Annotated in this window: 11 protein-coding genes, 1 tRNA gene and 3 pseudogenes; 11 read left to right on the top strand and 4 right to left on the bottom strand. The window is 66.6% G+C overall.

The annotated features are described in order from the left end of the window. The first annotated feature begins 265 nt into the window (after positions 1-265). A complete protein-coding gene (locus OG780_RS43270) occupies positions 266-2,419 on the top strand; it encodes a hypothetical protein (RefSeq protein ID WP_328457753.1) in 2,154 nt (717 codons plus the stop codon). 273 nt (positions 2,420-2,692) lie between these two features. Further along, positions 2,693-3,463: a hypothetical protein gene (locus tag OG780_RS43265; RefSeq protein ID WP_328457751.1), complete on the top strand. Its 771-nt coding sequence runs from the start codon at positions 2,693-2,695 to the stop codon at positions 3,461-3,463. A gap of 20 nt (positions 3,464-3,483) precedes the next feature. On the opposite strand, the pseudogene OG780_RS43260 reads toward OG780_RS43265, so the two are convergent. Next, positions 3,484-4,055 (bottom strand): annotated as a pseudogene (locus OG780_RS43260) (IS5 family transposase); the annotation flags it as partial. Positions 4,056-5,192: 1,137 nt separating this feature from the next. Here OG780_RS43260 and OG780_RS43255 point away from each other — a divergent pair. Together OG780_RS43255 and OG780_RS43250 are read left to right on the top strand one after the other, a co-directional pair. After that, a complete protein-coding gene (locus tag OG780_RS43255; protein WP_328457749.1) occupies positions 5,193-5,420 on the top strand; it encodes a hypothetical protein in 228 nt (75 codons plus the stop codon). A gap of 188 nt (positions 5,421-5,608) precedes the next feature. After that, on the top strand, positions 5,609-5,839 hold the full coding sequence (locus OG780_RS43250; RefSeq protein WP_328457747.1) for a hypothetical protein: 231 nt from the start codon (positions 5,609-5,611) through the stop codon (positions 5,837-5,839). Positions 5,840-6,163: 324 nt separating this feature from the next. On the opposite strand, the gene OG780_RS43245 is transcribed toward OG780_RS43250, so the two are convergent. Further along, a tRNA-Trp gene (locus tag OG780_RS43245) sits at positions 6,164-6,238 on the bottom strand. A 328-nt stretch (positions 6,239-6,566) separates the two neighbouring features. Here OG780_RS43245 and OG780_RS43240 point away from each other — a divergent pair. The 3 genes from OG780_RS43240 (at position 6,567) to OG780_RS43230 (ending at position 8,828) form a co-directional block, all read left to right on the top strand. Beyond that, positions 6,567-7,781, top strand: coding sequence for an IS110 family transposase (locus OG780_RS43240; protein ID WP_328457745.1), 1,215 nt, complete (start codon positions 6,567-6,569; stop codon positions 7,779-7,781). 24 nt (positions 7,782-7,805) lie between these two features. Continuing rightward, positions 7,806-8,105 (top strand): hypothetical protein, encoded by a 300-nt coding sequence (locus OG780_RS43235; RefSeq protein ID WP_328447268.1) that lies wholly within the window; start codon positions 7,806-7,808, stop codon positions 8,103-8,105. Between the two features lie 237 nt (positions 8,106-8,342). Next, entirely contained in the window at positions 8,343-8,828 is a 486-nt protein-coding gene (locus tag OG780_RS43230; RefSeq protein ID WP_328457743.1) for a DUF5959 family protein, read from the top strand. Positions 8,829-9,204: 376 nt separating this feature from the next. On the opposite strand, the gene OG780_RS43225 is transcribed toward OG780_RS43230, so the two are convergent. Continuing rightward, positions 9,205-9,375 (bottom strand): hypothetical protein, encoded by a 171-nt coding sequence (locus tag OG780_RS43225; protein WP_328457741.1) that lies wholly within the window; start codon positions 9,373-9,375, stop codon positions 9,205-9,207. A 626-nt stretch (positions 9,376-10,001) separates the two neighbouring features. On the opposite strand from OG780_RS43225, the gene OG780_RS43220 reads away from it, so the two are divergent. Next, positions 10,002-11,621, top strand: a complete 1,620-nt coding sequence (locus OG780_RS43220) for an endo-1,4-beta-xylanase (protein WP_328457739.1) — start codon at positions 10,002-10,004, stop codon at positions 11,619-11,621. A gap of 485 nt (positions 11,622-12,106) precedes the next feature. Here the strand turns inward: OG780_RS43220 and OG780_RS43215 are convergent, their stop codons facing one another. Then, on the bottom strand, positions 12,107-12,727 hold the full coding sequence (locus tag OG780_RS43215; protein WP_328457737.1) for a TetR/AcrR family transcriptional regulator: 621 nt from the start codon (positions 12,725-12,727) through the stop codon (positions 12,107-12,109). 36 nt (positions 12,728-12,763) lie between these two features. Between OG780_RS43215 and OG780_RS43210 the strand changes: the two genes are divergently transcribed. The 3 genes and pseudogenes from OG780_RS43210 to OG780_RS43200 form a co-directional block, all read left to right on the top strand. Further along, on the top strand, positions 12,764-13,561 hold the full coding sequence (locus OG780_RS43210; RefSeq protein ID WP_328457735.1) for an alpha/beta fold hydrolase: 798 nt from the start codon (positions 12,764-12,766) through the stop codon (positions 13,559-13,561). Next, positions 13,561-14,100, top strand: a pseudogene (locus tag OG780_RS43205) (helix-turn-helix domain-containing protein); the annotation flags it as partial. The gene OG780_RS43210 and the pseudogene OG780_RS43205, both read left to right, overlap by 1 nt. Before the next feature lie 27 nt (positions 14,101-14,127). Further along, a pseudogene (locus tag OG780_RS43200) lies at positions 14,128-14,370 on the top strand (ISL3 family transposase); the annotation flags it as partial. Positions 14,371-14,412: the final 42 nt, after the last annotated feature.

Here is a 14,412-nt window from a genome sequence, read left to right as displayed (position 1 = left end):
GTAGTACGGGGCTTAGACGAGCAGCTGGTCGAATTTCGGACCTGTTCGACCGCAGGCGGCTCAGGCATCTCCCGGAGCTGGGAGACGACGACGGCCGCAGCGGCTACTGGGGCCAGAGCGAAGGCAAGTGGAAGTGGTGACGAGTCAAGGGCTACCGGTCCCTGGAGGACGGCCGGCATACCGTCACCCGGCGGTTGGACGCTGCCGCATCTCGGTGTTGCTCTGTGCGGGCGGTTCCCTCGACAGGAGCGGCGTGGTGATGAGAATGGAAGACCACCTCACGCAGGGGGGCAGCGTGTCGGCATATCTCCGGCAGGATGGCGAGCGGTCTCGAGATTGGCTGAGGTACCTGACGGCGGTGGGGGCTGGTGGGGCCGCCGTGGCGCTGTCCGCGATGTGGGCGTCCGGTCCGTTGGCCACCGGTATCGGAGCAGCCGTCACGGCCGTCTATACCTTTGTCACCGACCGTGTGCGGCCGCAGCGTAGCGAGCCGCGCGAGGCGGCTCTCCTACGCACTTCGTCGGGCGGTATTCCCCGTCTCGATCAGGTGGACCGTCCTGAGCTGGCCGGTGTTCACCCCGCTGACGGGCACCCTGATCACCAGTTGGCGCCGCCCTATGTCGAGCGTGATGCCGAGCCTGAGCTGCGGCAGGCCGTGCTGGAGAGCGGTTTCGTCCTCATTGTGGGTGAGTCGACCGCGGGCAAGACCCGCCTCGCGTATGAGGTCGCGCGCTCGTGTTTCCCTCGTCATGCGTTTGTGCGCCCCCTGGCCAGGCCGGCGCTCGCGTATGCCGTCAAGGTCGCCAGGCGACGTCGCCGCGCAGTGCTGTGGCTGGATGATCTCGAGAATTATCTGGGTGCTGACGGGTTGACTGCGTCCACGGTGGCCGGACTGCTGGGGGGCCCGCTCGGGCGGGTCGTGGTCCTGGCGACGATGCGGTCGGAGGAGTTCCGCCGCTACGACGCCCGGGAAGAGAGCCGGCTGACGGGGTCGGACCGGGATGCTTGGCGGGTGCAGCGCGAGGTGCTCCACATGGCCGTGCAGGTCCGGTTGAAACGGCGCTGGTCTGCGGCAGAACAGGATCGTGCTGACGCGTACCGAGATCCACGGGTCCAACTGGCTCTGGGCAGTTGTGACAGGTTCGGGCTCGCGGAAGTCCTCGCGGCAGGGCCGGAGTTGTTGACGGCGTGGGAGAACGCCTGGGCTCCGGGAGCCAATCCCCGGGGCGCGGCGATCGTAGCAGCGGCAGTCGACTGTCGCAGGTCGGGGTTACGGCGACCGGCGAGCAGGCAGTGGCTCCAGGACTTTCATCTGCCCTATCTCGCCGAGCGTGGCGGGCCAGACCTGCAGCCCGAGCCCTTTTCTGAGGCGATGCAATGGGCATGCAAGGCCGCATACGCCACCAGCGGACTCCTGATCGGGAACTACAGCCAGGGCTACATCGCCTTCGACTACCTGCTGAATGCCCCGCGGCTGGCTCCGGTGCCGGATCATCTGTGGGGGGCGCTCTTATCGCGTGTAGGGGCGGCGGATGCGTATGACATGGGGCTTCTCGCCCATCAGGAAAATCAGCTGGCGCGGGCGACCGTGGCCCTGGAGCGGGCTCGGGCGGGAGGTGTGGCGGGGGCGGATTACCTGCTGGCGATAGCGGTCGGTGACCGTGGCCGGCCACGCGAGGCGGCCATGAGCCTGGAAGGCATCGTGCGGCGTAGGCGGACCCAACTGGGCCCGCGTCACCCTGACACGCTGGCTTGCTTTCACCAGTGGGCGTTCTTCACCGGGGAAGCCGGGGATGTACAGGCAGCCGCGCGTGCGTTCGAGAACCTGGTCGCTGCAACGACCGCGACGCTGGGCCCCGAGCACACGGACACGCTCGCCGCCCGGCACCAGCAGGCCTACTTCACCGGGGAAGCTGGGGATACGCAATCCGCCGTTCAGCAACTCACGGTTCTCCTGGAGGATCGGACACGACTGGAGGGCCCCGACAGTCCTCAAGTTCTCGCCGGTCGGCGCAGCCTTATCTGGTTCTCCGGTATGAATGGAGACCTCGCAGAGGCCGAGCAACAATTGCGGCAGCTCATGGAAGATGCCGTGCGAACGCTCGGGCCGGGTGACCCTCACCTGCTGGCCATACGCAGTACCCAGGCGGACTTCGCTGCTCGGGCGGGACGGTCCCGCGAGGCGACCGCAGTGTTCACGCAGTTGGTGGCCGAGCGCAGCAGGATTCTCGGGCACGACCACCCTCATGCCCTCCACACCCGCCTGCAACGAGTTCAAGGACTGATGAGCACTGGGCACAGCGAGCAGGCGGAGCAAGAACTGGCGCAGATCATTAACGACGCGCAGTGTGTACTGGAGTCGGGTCACCGCCATCTTGTCCTGGCGCACCGCATGCTCGACCAACTGCAGCGGTCCTGAGGTGCACGCCGTTGTTCGTGATTTCAGGGCGGCTGGGCAGTGCCGCCCTGAGGTTGCCAAGGACACGCCACGCTGTCGATGTTGCTCGTTGTCGACGCTCACGCAATTCGACTCTGTCGGGGATCTTGTGATGTCGCAGGGCCGAGCTGGGCAGTCTCCGTGTGTGCGGTTCAGGGATGTTGGGGCGGTTATTGCCGTATCTATCCGGTGTTGTTGTCGAGTCGATTGAGCGAACGGCCGGGGTCATCACGCTTCGTCGCCAAGGACGCGCTGTTGGACCTGCTCCGCTCGGTTCCGCAGCCGCCGGTCGGGGCGGTCAGATTTCCGGGGGTAGACGATTTCGCTCTGCGCAAGGGCGCCTCCTACGCCAACGCGTGCTCCTCGCCCATGACCGTGCGACATCGCGAGATCCCCGTCAGAGCCGAAATACGCGATCGTCCACACCGTCGTGTGGACGATCATGAGGCGGTGAACACGGACTATTGGGCGGTGCTCGCGGACTCGGACCGGGAGCAGTGGGGATTCGTTCCCCGCCGGACGGTTGGACCGCTGGACTTCGGGGTCGATCGACATGAAGCGGTCACGATCATGGCGGGGCATGGCTTTGTTGCCGAGGAGTGCGAGATCGAGCGCTGGAACCCGCAGCGTGCGCAGTGGCGAGTTGAGTTCCGCAGGGCTGAGTCGGACGAGCATCAGCCTGCCGTGAAGTGCTACTTCATCGAAGGCGTGGGCTTGACCTGCGTGTTCGTCGATGGGCTGCATGGTCCCCAGGTCACGTGTGAGGGGATCCGCCTGATCGGCCGTGTGGCGTGGGAGCTGGATGCGGAGTTGGAGGCGGGCGCTGTGGAGCGGGGCTTGAGTTGGTGGTACTGCCCTACGGGCTACGTCTGTTGGGCCGACTTCTCGTTCGAGCGGGGCGCGCAGGTCGCTGGCGATACGCTCTTGAGCTGGGCATCGTTCGGCAACCCCGGGGAGCTCGCGAACAGTTCCTGGGACATGGCTCCGGCAGAGGTCCGGCATCACGGGTGGTCCGCTTGGAACTGAGGCACAGCTGAGAGCTGACCTTATTGGATGAGTCGGCGATAGCAGACGAGGGCGCCGGCGATGCCGGCGAAGGCGAGGAAGTGCTCGGCCTTGTGCTCGTAGCGACGGTGAAGGCGACGGTAGCCGTTCAGCCAGGACATCGTCCGCTCGACCACCCAGCGGTGCCGGCCGAGACGGTCGGAGGCTTCGACACCGCGGCGAGCGATGCGCGGCACGATCTGTCGACGGCGTAGCCAGCCGCGCAGCTGGTCGAAGTCGTAGCCCTTGTCCGCGTGCAGCTTGGTCGGGCGTCGGCGCCGGGGGCCGAAACGGGAGCGGATCGGAGGGATGCCGCGCATCAGCGGGATCAGGGCCTGGCTGTCGTGCAGGTTGGCGCCGGAGATGCCCACCGAAATCGGAATCCCGTTGCGGTCGCAGACGATGTGAATTTTCGACCCGAGTTTGCCGCGATCAGTCGGGTTCGGTCCAGTCAAGGGCCCCCTTTGACCGCACGAACGCTGACTGAGTCGATCGCGCAGCGCGACCAGTCCAGCTCACCGAGCGCACCGAGCCGGTCCAGCACCACGCGGTGCAACTTGGCCCACACCCGCGCTGCGGATCAGTCCGTGATATGGGGACGGTCGGTTTGCTGGAGGAGCGGGAGCGAGGCGCCGGAGGCGCGTTGAGGTGCTGCGTCAGGAAACCGACCCGGTTCTTGCCGAGCTGCGCCACGCGGAGTTGCTCCGGGAGCCGTTCGTCGTGCTCGGTGTCTCAGCAACTCCGAACTGCACCAGAGGCCCTGTCCTCATGCACGGACACGAGCAGATTCATCCGATCCGGCAGTCGCTTTCGATCACACCGCACTCAAGACCGATAGAACAACGGCTTCTCAGCCTGGGAAGCTTGGGTCTTTTACGGGCCCCGCTATTCCCTGTGGTTCCCCCGCACCGACGACGCCGCTGTCTGTACGGCCCGGAACCTGTCGAGGGAGACTGTGGGCATGGGGGATGTACTCAGCAGTGGCTCGGACCGACCGCCCTGGAAACCACCGCGTCGGCTGATCGCTGCGGCCGCAGCCGTGGCCCTGTCCGCGGCGCTCGTGGTGGGCATCGTGGCCGTGAGCGGGCCCGACGAGCAGGCCCCGGCAGCACCCGTGAGCTCGTCGTCGGCGTCGCCGTCCGGCCGTGCCTTTCCTGATGGCCCGGACTCGACTGTCAGAGCGGGGCAGACCCCTGGCATGGTGATCACAGGGTTACCACTGTCTCAGGGTGCCACGCTGATCAGGCGTGATCGCAGAGCGGACGCAGGCCCGTTGACGGTGGTCGTGCGACGCTCAGACGGTTCTCTGGGACTGCACGGCGCGGTGGTCACGTTCCCCGTACCTGCGCCGACAGGGGGGCGCCCGGTCCTGGTCGGCAGCGTCTCGGGCAGGACCCTTGAGCGAGAGATCACCTGGCCAGTCGGTGGCTCATACGCACGAGTCCGAGGGGATTTGCCGCAGTCCGAGCTGATCGCTGTCGCCGCCGCTACTAGCGTCGCCTCGGGCCGCCCCGAGGTCGAATCACCGCCCGGACTTTCAGTGACGGCCACGGGCACCTCACGCCCGACCTACATATACGAGGCCCGATACAGCTCAGCCGAGACCGGGGAGGTAGACGAGCTCTCAGGCGGCCTGACCTTCACCGGCGTCGCCCGGTGCGGCGGCCTCGAAGACCAGTTGTACGCCGCCCGTGTTCAGACGGCAGGGACCGTGAATGGCAAGCCCGCGATCATCACGTCTGCGTTCGGCGGCAACGGCACGCTGGCCTGGGAGCCGATGCCCGGTGTCGTGGCGTACATCGGCTACAGCGGGGCCCAACTCGACAAAGGTGCCATCGCCGCCCTGCGCCGTCTGGCCGCGCGGACACGTCTGCTGAGTCCTGAGCAGTGGCAGGCCACCAGCCCTACAACGAGCGACCAGATCAACGACTTCGGCTGATTCGACTGAGATCTAAAGCCGTGGAGCCGACCCGCCTCACCCCAGCACAACGTGTTCTGACCTCATGCCCTGTGTGCCTGCCTCTTAACGGGCACGGGCGGCCGGCGGTGCCGAGCGGGGCGGAGACATGAGCGCGGGCGCCGCCGGCCGCCCGCGCCCGCCCGCCCGGAGGAGCGAAGCGACGACGGGTGCTTGACGTCCACCCCCGGATCGCGATGCAGATCCTCCGCCACTCGGAGATCGCGGTCACGATGGAGGTCTACACGCACGTGCCCTCGGCCGACACCCGCCGGGCGCTCCGCAAGCTCGGCAAGGCGCTGGGTGGCGGCAGCAAGCAGAAGAAGGAAAAGAAGGGGAAGCGCAAGCAGCAAGAGCGGGCGGAAGAGCCGTCGGCCGAGGACGGCCAGCACGAGTCATAGCGGTTGCTGTACTCCGCTGCTGTACGCACGACAGAGGCCCATTCGCGATCACGCGAATGGGCCTCTGACCTGTGTCGGGGTGGCGGGATTTGAACCCACGACCTCTTCGTCCCGAAGCAATGCAAGCGACTGCGTGACCTGCGGCCAAACCGGTCGTGACCTCGGCGGACTGTCCGCGAGCGTCTGTGACTGTGCGCCCTGGTACGGGTCCGTTGTAGCGCAGTTTGACACTCAGCCGATCCCCACGCCACGCATGATCCATACCTGTAACGGGGCCTTTTGGTGCCCTTGGGACATGCACATGGACGCCACAGCTGGGGCGGGCGAAGCCGACCGGATTCGAACCGGCGTCCTCGCGATTTTGGAGACCGCGCGCGACTACCTCTGCGCTACGACTTCGCCCGGCTGGGATCCTAGTCCCGCTGGCCATGCACGAGGCGTACGGGCGCTCTCCGTCAGGATCCCCCGTTATCTTCTTCGCGGTCCTGCAAGAGGACCGCTGGCCTCCGGGCCCGGCATGACTGTTCCCCCTGTCGAGCGGATGACCTGGGGGGTGGTGTCACCGGGCCCGAGGGGTGCCGTGGGAGACGCTGATGAGAGGTCCGACTACCGCCTGGCCGGGCGCAATGCCCGGCAACTCGCGGCGGCAGGTCTGCATAACGTGGATGCGCGCGTACGGCGCCATCGCCCTGACCAGCACCGCACGAGCCCTGTTCGGGAGGATAGGTTGTACGACATCGACGACGTGGGCGTCTTCCTCGGCCTGGACGTCGGCAAGAGTGCGCATCACGGGCACGGGCTCACCCCGGCCGGCAAGAAGGTCTTCGACAAGCAGCTGCCCAACAGCGAGCCGAAGTTGCGGGCCGTCTTCGACAAGCTGGCCGCGAAGTTTGGCACCGTGCTGGTCGTCGTGGACCAGCCCGCCTCGATCGGAGCCCTGCCGCTGACGGTCGCCCGGGACACCGGCTGCAAGGTCGCCTACCTGCCCGGGCTTGCCATGCGGCGGATCGCCGATCTCTACCCGGGCGAGGCGAAGACCGACGCGAAGGACGCCGCGGTGATCGCGGACGCAGCCCGCACCATGCCGCACACCCTGCGCTCGCTGGAGCTGACCGACGAGATCACCGCCGAGCTGACCGTTCTGGTCGGCTTCGACCAGGACCTTGCGGCCGAGGCCACCCGCACCTCCAACCGGATACGCGGCCTGCTCACCCAGTTCCACCCCAGCCTGGAGCGCGTCCTCGGGCCGCGCCTGGACCATCAGGCCGTGACCTGGCTGCTGGAACGCCACGGATCTCCGGCCTCCCTGCGCAAAGCCGGACGCCGCAGGCTGGTTGATCTGATCCGGCCCAAGGCCCCGCGCATGGCTCAGCGGCTGATCGACGACGTCTTCGACGCGCTCGACGAGCAGACCGTCGTGGTCCCGGGCACCGGCACCCTCGACGTCGTGATCCCGTCGCTGGCCCACTCGCTCGCGGCCGTTCACGAACAGCGCCGAGCTCTGGAAGCGCAGATCGGGCGCTTGCTGGAGGCTCACCCTCTTTCCACGGTCCTGACCTCGATCCCGGGGGTCGCGGTCAGGACCGCCGCCACCTTGCTGGTCACCGTCGGCGACGGCACCAGCTTCCCCACCGCCGCTCACCTGGCCTCCTACGCCGGCCTCGCCCCGACGACGAAGTCGTCGGGGACCTCGATACACGGCGAACACGCGCCCAGAGGCGGCAATCGGCAGCTCAAGCGCGCAATGTTCCTGTCCGCGTTCGCCGCACTGCACGATCCCGCCTCCCGCACCTACTACGACAAATGCCGAGCCCGCGGAAAGACCCACACCCAGGCCCTTCTCCGCCTTGCCCGTCAGCGGATCAACGTGCTCTTCGCGATGCTCCGCGACGGCACCTTCTACGAACCCAGAACCCCACGCCACATGGGACTCTCCAGTTAGCCGATGAGCCGAGCCGGAGTACCCATGACACTTGCAGAACTGATCAGCCAACTGACTGAGAAGGACGACGGTCTGACCGTATTCGCCAGCGAGCCCTGGACTGCGCAGAGCGACGCGATGGCTGTCGCCAACCGGGAAGGCACCGGCCAGCCAGATGCAGAGGGCCGCACCTACCTCTTGGAAACCGCCCTGATCCACGACGTCCTGGACACCTGGCGCGCACACCATGACGGGGCCATTCCTTCCCCGCAACAGGCATGCGAGGCAGTCGTCTACTACGCCGAGAACGACACATACCTATACCCGGACGAAGATCTGCCCTGATCAACCCGCCCCGGACTCGCACTCGTAGTCAGCCCGCCTTCACGTCGTCCAAGGCTGCGAAATTTCCGCACAGGACCCTCCCTACTTGACCAAAGACATAGAGGCACCCCCCGCTTTCCAAGGCTGGTGGCACCCCTGGGAGTGTGTTCTGCCGGTGTCTGTGGCCGGAGCTAGCCTTGTCGTGCGTTGGGCCGCTCCGAAGCCGCGGAGATGGACGGGCGCCAAGAGTGAGGGACGATGACCGGGCAAGGAGCCGTAGATCTGATTCGCCTCGCCGACGACGAGGGGAACAGCGTCGCCGTACAGGTGACAGGACGGGACATGCCGGGGGTGCTGACACGCCACGACACCCTGATTGCGAACGTCCTGGTAACGACCGGGTTCGTCAAGGGGCAACTGAAAGTTTGGCTCTCACCCAGGGACCTGGTCGCTTGGGAAACAGCTCTCGCCTCGCTGACGGCGGGGCAGGACATCAGCTGGATGGGAGGTCGCGCGCCCGAGATCAGAATCCGACTCGAAGGAGAGCGTGACTGCCCCGACGTCATCGTTGACGACATACCGGGTTCCATGACGACAGTGACAGTGCCCGTAGCTCTCGAAGAGGGCTGGATAGATGACCAGCGTCGCCGTTTGGGCGAGGTTCGCCGACGCTGGCCCCGCGAGGTGGTGGAACCCTCGTTCGGTGTCTACGAGTGGAGTCCGAACCGAAAGCGACATCCGTAGCCGGGTTACCCCGCCGCATCTCCAACTCGCGTACCGTGCGCCGTGCCGCAGCGCGATCGGGCACTCTCGGATACTTCATGTCGAGTGTCCCGGCGCCAGTTCGGAAGACGGAGTACGCGACCCCTGGCCGACCTGTCGAGACTCCGACCTGGGAGAGAGCACAGCCGGGGCCTGTCAGTCCCCGTGGCTCCCCGCTGTGCCCCCTCGGTACGGGCACGCAGAGGGCGCGGCCAGCTTCTGATCCGTAGCTCAGAGTAGATCAGTCATCTATAGCCATTACGGTCGCTGCATGGCCTCTGGTGGCCGCAAGCGGTCGTGTTTAGTTGCTGTGGTTGCGGTACTTCGCTGCGGTACTGCGGGTCAGGTCTGGAGCTGCCTATCGGATGTCGCGGTCCGCTCGCTGGTCAGCGATGGCTGCCGCGAGCGCGAAAAGCGCCTCGACCTGGGCAGCCTTGATGGTCAGCTCATAGGAGCGACTCAAGCTTTTGGCATTCAATCCTTCGAGCAGCTTGTGAGCCTTGTTCGCGTGCGTGTCGTACTCAGCCATGCGCTCCCCAAAGTCCGTGGCCCGTACCTAGCCGAGGGGCCTGTCAGCCTGTGGCCCGTACCGTAGCGGAACAGCCTGACCTGGCGCGGTTCACGCCGAGGCGTAGGTCATGTCCCCTGTGGTGGTGTAGAAGATCATTCGGTTGTGCTGGGTAGGCATGTGGTGTCGTCTGGATAGAGGCTGTCCATGCTCTCGATGTGCCGGTGGCGTGCTTCTCGTCCCACTCGTCCACGTGGAAGGCCGGAGTCAACGACTGTCCGCGTCCGGGAGGTCGAGGCGGTGACCGGTGATCTGTTCGCGTTCGCCGACGCGGTACGCCGCGAGAGCCTCCGCGACGTCCCTACCGAACCCGGAACGGTTCATCCACCCACCCTCACCTGAGACAATGGCGATCAGTCACAGCGAGGCGGCGCGATCGGTCGCACACCGTTCTTGCCGCGGCTGGGGAGGGATGGTGCTCGGCGACGGTGTGGCCGAGGGGGCGATGCCTTCGGAAAACAGACTGGAGATACGGAGCGCTGCTGTTCATGCGGTTACGGAAGAGTGCTGTCGCTGCGGTTGTGTGCGCCTTGCTTGCTGGTGTCTCGGGGGATTGCGCCGGCGCTTCCGCGCCCGCTCGGGGGCCTGTGGCGGACCTCCTGAACGGCCGGGACTGGGCCCACTTCGCTGGCGGGAAGCCCACCCACGCAGGGGTACGCGTCACACACCTCGACCGGCGCATCACACGCCAGGACGGCACCGGTGGGCAGCCGAACCCGCCGGTGAACCTGCGCGGTCCCCACATGGTGTTCCGCGGGGACGTCCGGATCGAAGCAAGCCTGCGGCGCACGGATGACACGGACGCCTACCTGCATCTGTACGGGGAGACGCCGGTCATCTACGACGAATGGCGCTACGAGCGGCGCGGCGTACGCATCGGCGTGGTCGGCGGGAGGCTCCGGATCGACCGCTGGGACGGGGACTCCGACAGACCTGCGGTGACCCGGACCCTCGGGGGCGGCCTAGGGCACGAAGTCCGCCTCGCCCTCGAAGTCCGCGGAAGCAGACTCGTGGTGGAGACCGACGGAAGGGTCGTGGGAACCGTTCCCGCGCGGGACGTCTTCGGCCGTGGCCGCATCTGGTTCGGCGCGGATGCGGGAGCCCGCGGGAAGGGCTGGACCCTCAGCGATCTCCACGCGCAGTCACTGGGCCGGGGCCGGATGTCCGTCGTGGACGCGCCTGGCCTGCGAGTGCCCCGGTCCACCGACGCGATGCGTGATCTGGCGGCGGGGCTCCCCCGCCCGATCCATATGGGAACCGCCTTGGCCACAGGCCCCTTGCTGACTGACAGCGCCTACCGCCGGACGGCGGGTGAGGAGTTCTCCATGCTCACACCGGAGAACGACTTCAAGCCGCAGTTCGTCCAGCCCCGACGCGGCGTGTTCGCGTTCGCGGAGGGCGACACCTTGGTGGACTTCGCCAAGGCCAACAAGATGAAGGTGCACGCCCACACCCTCGTCTGGTTCGAAGCCCTGCCCGCATGGATGCGCGCCGAGATGACGCACGAGCAACGCAGGCGCGTCATGGCGGAGCACATACGGGCGGTCGCGGGCCACTTCCGGGGGAAGGTGGCGGAATGGGACGTGGTGAACGAGCCCATGTCCGACGAGGATGAGGACTACTCCACCGGCAACCGGGGCGTGCGGCCACAACTGTGGTTCGAAGCGATGGGTGAGCAGTACATCGACATCGCCTTCCGGACGGCCCGCGAGGCTGACCCGCACGCGGTGCTGTACCTCAACGAGTACGGGGTGGAGGAGGACGGCCCACGCTGGGATGCCCTCTACGCGCTGCTGATCCGGCTGAAGAAGCGGGGCGTTCCGATCGATGGCGTCGGTTTCCAGGACCACGAATACGCCGTCGGCGACCGTACCGACCCCGAGGTCTTCCGACGCAAGGTCCGGGCTTTGGCCGGGCTCGGCCTGAAGGCCCGGGTCTCGGAGGCGGACGTCCTCGTCGACGAGGACGAGGAGGACGTCCAGGCCCGCCAGTTGGCAGGGAAACTCGCCGTCTGCAGCGAAGAACCCAACTGCACCTCGTTCTCGACCTGGGGCTTCACCGACAGGTACGGCTCCACGGCCGACCTCCGGCACTATCCCCCGAGTGCGGGAAACGCCCTTCCCTGGGACACGAGGTACGAGGCGAAACCTGCCTACTGGGCATTGCGTGACGTCCTGGACGACGCTCGCCGCTCAGGTACTGGGTAGGTACGGCGAACGCCCTTGAACGGCCAGTCGGAAAGCCACAGGTGAGATCAAGAACAGTCGCCTGGCCGCGACCGACCGGCACTGGGCGTTCGCCGCGCCGACCGCCTCACCCGCCGCGCGAGCGGCCCGGGTTCTCACCCTCCTGCACCACTTCCACCAGTCGGTCGAGCATGCTCTGCCATGGCGTTTTGCCCTGGTGTTCCGCTGTTTCAGCCCCCGTGGCGCCTGTGCGTGCAGCCGATCAGTACAGGCGCCGGTCGCATGCTGGTGGGCACGCACGATGGTGGAGTCCACCGAGCATCCGGCGCACACCGAAGGTGCGCTGGATCGCTGACCAGCCGAAACGCAGCTATCGCCCTCGGAAAGACAGCAGCTTCTGATGGTCACAGGTGCATGGTGTCGGTGTGACTGGGCGCTTCAACTGGCGGGCGAGCGCCTGTGTTGGCGGGGCTGAGCGACCCGCGTCTTGAGCTAGTTGTTGCGGGTCAGGACGTTGGTGACGTGAGTTGTTGGCAGATCAGATGGTGAGCAAGTTGCGCCGTCGCGAGCAGGTCCTCGCGAGATGTGTCGCCGTTGGATCGCACTGACAATCCGTGCCAGACGCATTGGACGAGCCCGGTCAGGACCGCTGCGTTGGTGCCGGCGGCTAGTTCCCCTTCTTGGATCGCTCGTTCGATGCGTGCGAGGAGGGCCTGCTCGTTCGAGCTGTGCAGTTCGGCGACGTAGGCGCTGGTGTCGAGCGTGCTCGTGCTGTCGCTCATCACGGCGCTGCTGATGAGACAGCCGGGGTGTGTGTCGCTTGGCTGGGTGAACTCGTGCACCGAGTCGGCGAGGATGCGTTTGATCACGGTCAGGATGTCGTTCTCGGCGACCGCCTGTTGATAGATCTCGCGGTACCGCTCGGCGTAGGTCCGAACCGCTTCCTCGAACAGTCCAGCCTTGCTGCCGAAGGCTGCGTAGAGGCTAGAGGTGGACAGACCGAGGGCCGCGGTCAGGGCGCGGGTCGAAGTGCCGGAGTAGCCGCGTCGCCAGAAGAGGCGAGCTGCATCAAGGACCACGCGGTCACGGTCAAAGGCTCGTGGTCGCCCACGGTTTCGTCCAGTCACGCTTGCATTATAGATCGTTTGCTCCATAATTAATTTATGGAGCAAACGATTCAGAAGAGGCTGCCGGTCGGCGGGAACAGCTGGGTGACGGTCGATGTGTACGGGGAGCCGGACGCTCCGGGCCTCGTCGTCGTCCCCGGCGTGATGAGCGACGCGCACACGTGGCGCCACGTTGCGGGCTCCATCGACGCCTGGCCCTCGGTGGTAGTCGTAAACCGCCGGGGCCGCGCCCCCTCGGGGGCGCTGACCAACTCGTACTCGCTGCGGACAGAGATCGAGGACCTCGGCGTGGTCCTTGACGAGTTCGACAGCGCGCGGACGCTCTTCGGCTGGAGCTACGGCGGCTTGATCACCTTGCTGGCCGCCAACGAACGCCCGATTCCCCAGGTGATCGCCTACGAGCCGGTGATGCGACCATTCGGACGTCATGCACTGCCGGACCTAAAGGCCGCAGAGGGGACGGCGGACTGGGATCGCTGCGTCGAGATCGTCAATCGGCAGATCTCCGGCTTCTCCGCAGCACATGTCGACGACCTTCGGGCCGATCCCCACAGTTGGGCGACACTGCGTCGATTGAGCGGACCGCTGTACGCCGAACTCAGCGCCCTCAACGCGGAGCCACCTCCGGATCTGATGGCGCAGCAGGCAGAGCAAGCAGACCTGATCATCGGCCAGCGCAATCGCGGAACGGCCCCCTACGGAACGTCGTTCGATCACGTGCGGCAGCACGTCGCGCACGCCGAAGTCCACGAACTCCCTGGCCAGGGCCACCTGGCCCACATTCAGGCGCCGGCAGAGCTGGGCCACCTGCTCAACAGCCTCGCCGCGATCTGATGGGCACCCACGCCAACGCACCGCTCTCCATCGAGGGCCGCAGGCGACTGGTCGAGCGATGCCAGTCACGTCCGATCGCCCACGTTGCTGCGGAGATGGGCATCTCCAGGGCATGCGCCTCCAAGTGGGTCAACCGGTACCGCCGTCATGGCGAGCTCGGCCTGCACGACCGATCCTCCACACCCCACCACCAACCCACCGCCACACCGGGTGAGGCAGTAGAGCAGATCGAGCAGATGCGCCGAAACCACAAGTGGTCCGCAGGGCGAATCGCCTTCGAACTCAGCCAAACCGTGCACGCCGTGAGCCGTCGCACCATCACCCGACACCTCGCCCATCTCGGTCTGAGCAGACGACGATTCATCGACCCCGACGGCCACACCACTCGGAAACCACGCACAATCACCGCTCGCCGGCCGGGACACCTGGTCCACATCGACGTGAAGAAGGTCGGACGGATACCTGACGACGGCGGATGGCGAGCCCACGGCCGAAACAGCGGCCACTCCCGGGCAGTCAGCCGGAACACCCTCCTGGGGCTGATCACCTCGCTGCCGGATCCACCTGTGGCCACGCCACGTGTGGTCGGCGTCGACGAATACGCCCAGCGCAAGGGCCGGATCTACGGAACCGTGCTCGTCGACGTCGAAACACGCCGCCCGGTGGACCTCCTGCCGGACCGGGAAGCGGACACGCTCGCGGCCTGGCTATCCGAACGGCCCGAAATCGAGATCATCTGCCGGGACCGTGCCCTCTTCTACGCCGAAGGCGCCACCCGCGGCGCCCCGCAAGCCCTCCAGGTCGCTGACAGATGGCATCTCTGGCACAACCTCGGCGAGGCCGCTGAGAAG

Source organism: Streptomyces sp. NBC_00386, from assembly GCF_036063235.1.
In the GTDB taxonomy this organism is placed as follows: domain Bacteria; phylum Actinomycetota; class Actinomycetes; order Streptomycetales; family Streptomycetaceae; genus Streptomyces.
This window is presented reverse-complemented; position numbering and strand designations above follow the sequence as displayed.